A 4,762-nucleotide genomic window follows, 5' to 3' on the forward strand; every position below is an offset into this window, starting at 1 on the left:
GGCCGCCGGATTGCCCGCCGCCTGGGCCTGGCTCGGCGGCGCCGGCGCCGGGCCGACCGCCTGGCCGGTCGCAGGGTCGCGCATGCGCTGCCCCTCCTGCGCCGCCTGGTCGAGCCGCGCGGGCACCGGCGGCACCGCATCGACCACCCGGTTGCCGGACCCGCTCCAGTTGTACCAGGCCACATAGGCGCCGAGCGCGACCACCACGCCGGCCGCCACCAGAACGCCCGCCGGCATCCCGCGGGAGGGCACGGGTTCCGGAAAGACGAGCTCGCCGTTCTTGGTCGCCGCACCGCCGGTCACGTCGCGGAAGCGGCGCACGGCTTCGTCTGCATCGAGGCCGAGGGCGCCCGCATAGGACCGCACGAAGCCCACGGCATAGGCCGGTCCCGGCAGGTCCTTGATCCGCCCTTCCTCGAGCGCATGGATATAGCGGCGGTTGATGCGCAGCCGCTCGGCCATGTCCTCGACGCTGGCGCCGAGTGTCAGGCGGGCCTCGCGAAGGTCCTCGCCCACGCGGGCGGCCTCGGCGGCGGTGATGTCGGGACGGGGGGTTCGCTTCATGATGGTCCGGGTTCAGGGGCGGCTTCTAGACCCGGCCGCCGGGTCCCGCAAACTCCTATCGCGGTGTCAGGCGGCGTTGCGGCCGCGCGCCATGAGCGCGCCGACCGCCTGGTCCATCAGCTCGGCGATGATCTCGGCCGCCGGCTGTTCCTTCGTGACCATGCCGACCGACTGCCCGGCCATCAGCGAGCCGTTCTCCACATCGCCCTCGATCACCGCGCGGCGCAGCGCCCCGGCCCAGAAATGCTCGATGTCGAGCTGGGCGGCGTCCTTGTCGAGCTCCCCCGCGCGGAAGCGCCGGATGGTCGCGGCCTGGTGCTCCAGGAAGCGCTTCGTGCCGGCATTCTGAAGGGCGCGGACCGGGATCACCGGGAAGGCCTCGTCCAGCTGCACCGTCGGCATGGCGTCGCGCGCATTGCCGCGGATGAAGGCCTGCTTGAAGGCCGGGTGCGCGATCGATTCCGTCGCGCAGACGAAGCGCGTGCCGAGCTGCACCCCGGCCGCCCCCATCTCGAGGTAGGACAGGATCGCCTCGCCGCGCCCGATTCCGCCGGCCACGAAGACCGGCACCTCGGTGACGTGGGGCAGGATCTCCTGCGCCAGCACGTTGAGCGAGACTGGTCCGATATGCCCGCCGGCCTCCGACCCCTCGATCACCAGCGCATCGGCGCCGCTGCGGATCATGCGCTTGGCGAGCACCAGGGCCGGGGCGAAGCAGACCACCTTCGCCCCGCCGTCCTTGGCCTTCTTGATGGCCGCACCCGGCGGGATCCCGCCGGCGAAGACGATGTGGCCGACCTTGGCCTCGAGGCAGGCGTCCACCAGCTGGTCGAGCCGCGGATGCATGGTGATCAGGTTCACGCCGAAGGGCTTGCCGGTCAGAGCCTTGGTCCCGGCGATCTCCTCGGCGAGCCGTGGCGGTTCCATCGCCCCGCAGGCAATCACCCCGAAGGCGCCCGCATTCGACAGCGCGGCGACCAGGTGCCGTTCGCTGACCCAGGACATCGCCCCGCCCATGATCGCCACACGGCTGCCGAAGAAGGCCGCGCCGCGCGCCATCAGCGCGGCGAGCCGCGCCTCCGCCGTGCCCCGGTCCATACCGCTCACGCCGGCGCGTCCAGCCCGTAGGCGGTGTGCAGCGCGCGCACCGCGAGCTCGGTGTAGTCGGCCGCAACCAGTACGCTGACCTTGATCTCGCTGGTCGAGATCACCTGGATGTTGATGCCCTTCTCGGCCAGCGCCTTGAACATGGTGTTGGCCACGCCCGCATGGCTGCGCATGCCGATGCCGACAACGCTGATCTTGGCGACGTCCGGGTCGGCCAGAACCGCCTCGTGGCCGAGCTCATGCTGTTCCTTCGCAAGCATATCCTGCGCGCGTGCGAGGTCCGCCTTGCCGACCGTGAAGGTCATGTCGGTCATGCCGTCGGCGCCGACATTCTGCACGATCATGTCCACGTTGACGTTGGCCTTCGCCAGCGCACCGAACACCTTGGCCGCCACGCCGGGGCGGTCGGGCAGGCGACGCAGCGTCACCTTGGCGTCGTCGCGCGAATACGCGATGCCGGAAACGACGGGCTGTTCCACGATCTCGTCCTCATCCACCACCAGCGAGCCGGGCTTGTCCTCGAAGCTCGAGACGACCTGCACCCGCACGCCGAGTTTCATCGCCAGTTCGACCGAACGCGTCTGCAGCACCTTGGCCCCGACCGAGGCGAGTTCGAGCATCTCCTCGAAGGAGATGCGCTCGAGCTTGCGCGCGCGCGGCACGATGCGCGGGTCGGTGGTGTAGATGCCATCCACGTCGGTGTAGATGTCGCAGCGATCCGCCTTCACCGCCGCCGCGACCGCCACGGCCGAGAGGTCCGACCCCCCGCGCCCGAGCGTGGTGATGCGGTTGCGCATCAGGTCGATGCCCTGAAAGCCCGCGATCACCGGAACCTGGCCGGCCTCCATGCGCTCGATCAGCAGCGCGCCGTCGATGCGTTCCACCCGCGCCTTGCCATGCGCCTGGTCGGTCACGATCGGCACCTGCCAGCCCTGCCAGGACCGCGCCTCGACCCCGATGGTCTGCAGCGCGATCGCGGTCAGCCCCGTGGTCACCTGCTCGCCGGTCGCGACCACGGTGTCGTATTCGCGGGCATCGTGCAGCGGCGAGAGGTCCTGGCACCATTTCACCAGCTGGTTGGTCACCCCCGACATGGCCGAGACCACGACGGCGACCTGGTGGCCTGCATCGACCTCCCGCTTCACGCGGGCGGCGACGTTGCGGATACGGTCGAGATCGGCGACGGAGGTGCCGCCGAACTTCATGACAATACGGGCCATCGGCGGTGCGTGGGTCCTGGGGGCCGGGCGGAAATGCTGCACGCCGGCGGTTGCGCCGGGCGGCGGGGCGGGACAGATACCGATGGCCCGGGTGCCACGCAACCCGCCCGGATGCGAAAGGGACCCCCAATGCCGCCTGCCGGCACGAAGATCGGCGCCGAGGTCGCAAAGTTCGACGCCCTGGCCGCCCGCTGGTGGGACCCGGACGGGCCGATGAAGCCGCTGCACCGGATGAACCCGCTGCGCACCGGCTGGATCGCCGAGCGCATCGCGCGGCTTCATGGCCGGGACGCGACGGCGCCGGATGCCCTGGCAGGGCTGACGATCCTCGATGTCGGCTGCGGCGCGGGGCTGGCCTCCGAGGCCCTGGCCCGACGCGGGGCGCGCGTCACCGGCCTCGATGCCGCAGGCGAGGCGCTGGAAGCCGCCCGCACCCATGCCGCCGATCAGGGCCTCGACATCGCCTATCGCGAGGGCCTGCCCGAAGACCTGCCCGAGGGCGAGACCTTCGATGCCGTGATCGCCCTCGAGGTGATCGAGCACGTCGCCGACCGCGCGGCGTTCCTCGCCGCCCTCGCCCGCGCGGCGAAGCCCGGCGCGCCGGTCTTCCTCTCGACCCTGAACCGCACGCCGCGGGCCTTCCTGATGGCGAAGGTGGGCGCAGAATACCTGCTGCGGCTGCTGCCGGTGGGGACGCATGACTGGCGGATGTTCGTCACCCCCGGCGAACTCGGCGCTGGGCTGCGGCAGGCCGGGATGGAGGTGAAGGACATCACGGGCATGGTGATGGAACCGCTGTCCGGCCGCTGGCGCGCGAGCCGCGACGTGGGGGTGAATTACATGGTGATGGCGCGCTCAAGCTGACCAGCGCATCGAGGGCGCGCTTCGTTTCGGCGCGAGTGGCGGAGGAGCCGCGGCAATTCGGTCGCAGCGAAAGCCTACCCGGGACGCGGCGCCATCAGGGAAAGTTATTCGCTATTGTAACCAAGCTGAAGACTTCGACAGCTTCGCGAGTTCCTAGAAACATGACGGCTGTCGTCCGCGCGAACGAAAATGGAATCCAGGATCCAGGCACCGATTGACTACAACTCATGTCAATGGCAGCGCGTCCACTGGTGCCGCGACTGCCGCAGCGAAAACCTCGACTGCTGAGGAATTCGACCAGCTCTTGTGGGTCTCTGCCCAGGAAATGCTCTCGTAGTGCGCGCTCCGATCGCTCGATCTGACGCATCGTCCGAAGATCCTCCAGACGGAGCTCGGACATCCCTCTTCCTTCGCGAATGGATAGCAAAAGAACCTTGAACTCCCGCGCGTCATCAGCGCCAAGCGGCTCTGCGGAAACGCCCGGGGCTGCCGGAAACAGCGCAAAGAACCCAAGCGCGAGAACACGAAGAAGACGCAGCGGCATCAGCAAGCCTCATGTCTGAGCAGGCGCAGCACCCGGCCCGATGCATCGACGACTGAGTGATCGACCAAGAACCGCCCCCGCAGCGCGACAAATGATACCGGACCGCGCATCGATCTGTCGCGACCAATGTTCGGACCACCTGCTCTTACGCTTCTCTGCGGACCATCACTGACGCGGCGCGGCTGAGCCCCGCTTAGGCGTCCGCCGGCGGCACCCAGGGGATCCGCGCCACCTCGATCCCGTCCTCGCGCAAAGCCTCAGCCTGGGCCTCGCTCGCCTCGCCGAAGATGCCGCGGCGTTCCGATTCGCCGTTGTGCATCCGCCGCGCCTCCTCGGCGAAGTCGGCGCCGACGTAGTCGCAGTTCCGCTCCACCTCGGCGCGCAGCTTCTGCAGCATGGCGCGCACCTGGTCGGGCAAGGGGCCGGCAGCGGCGGCCGGCGCTGCGGGCGGGGCCGGGGCGGC

At 69.7% G+C, this 4,762-nt stretch carries 6 protein-coding genes; 1 reads left to right on the forward strand and 5 read right to left on the reverse strand.

Going from position 1 to position 4,762, the window contains the following annotated elements:
- From HW578_RS23090 to HW578_RS23100, 3 genes are all read right to left on the reverse strand, one after another.
- The coding region (locus HW578_RS23090; RefSeq protein ID WP_198373061.1) for a helix-turn-helix domain-containing protein at nt 1-564 on the reverse strand (564 nt) is incomplete at its 3' end.
- A 66-nt stretch (nt 565-630) separates the two neighbouring features.
- Entirely contained in the window at nt 631-1,662 is a 1,032-nt protein-coding gene (locus HW578_RS23095) for an NAD(P)H-dependent flavin oxidoreductase (RefSeq protein WP_198373066.1), read from the reverse strand.
- 5 nt (nt 1,663-1,667) lie between these two features.
- Nucleotides 1,668-2,891 carry an aspartate kinase gene (locus tag HW578_RS23100; RefSeq protein ID WP_198373062.1) on the reverse strand — a complete coding sequence of 408 codons (1,224 nt, stop codon included), beginning with the start codon at nt 2,889-2,891 and terminating at the stop codon, nt 1,668-1,670.
- 129 nt (nt 2,892-3,020) lie between these two features.
- On the opposite strand from HW578_RS23100, the gene ubiG reads away from it, so the two are divergent.
- Nucleotides 3,021-3,755, forward strand: a complete 735-nt coding sequence (ubiG, locus tag HW578_RS23105; RefSeq protein ID WP_198373063.1) for a bifunctional 2-polyprenyl-6-hydroxyphenol methylase/3-demethylubiquinol 3-O-methyltransferase UbiG — start codon at nt 3,021-3,023, stop codon at nt 3,753-3,755.
- 94 nt (nt 3,756-3,849) lie between these two features.
- Here the strand turns inward: ubiG and HW578_RS23110 are convergent, their stop codons facing one another.
- Both HW578_RS23110 and HW578_RS23115 read right to left on the reverse strand, forming a co-directional pair.
- Nucleotides 3,850-4,299 (reverse strand): hypothetical protein, encoded by a 450-nt coding sequence (locus tag HW578_RS23110; RefSeq protein WP_198373064.1) that lies wholly within the window; start codon nt 4,297-4,299, stop codon nt 3,850-3,852.
- Nucleotides 4,300-4,492: 193 nt separating this feature from the next.
- Nucleotides 4,493-4,762, reverse strand: a 270-nt coding sequence (locus HW578_RS23115) for a DUF1178 family protein (RefSeq protein ID WP_198373065.1), incomplete at its 5' end; no start/stop codon positions are given.

It is taken from the genome of Roseomonas rosulenta (genome assembly GCF_016106005.1).
Taxonomy (GTDB): Bacteria; Pseudomonadota; Alphaproteobacteria; order Acetobacterales; family Acetobacteraceae; genus Neoroseomonas; species Neoroseomonas rosulenta.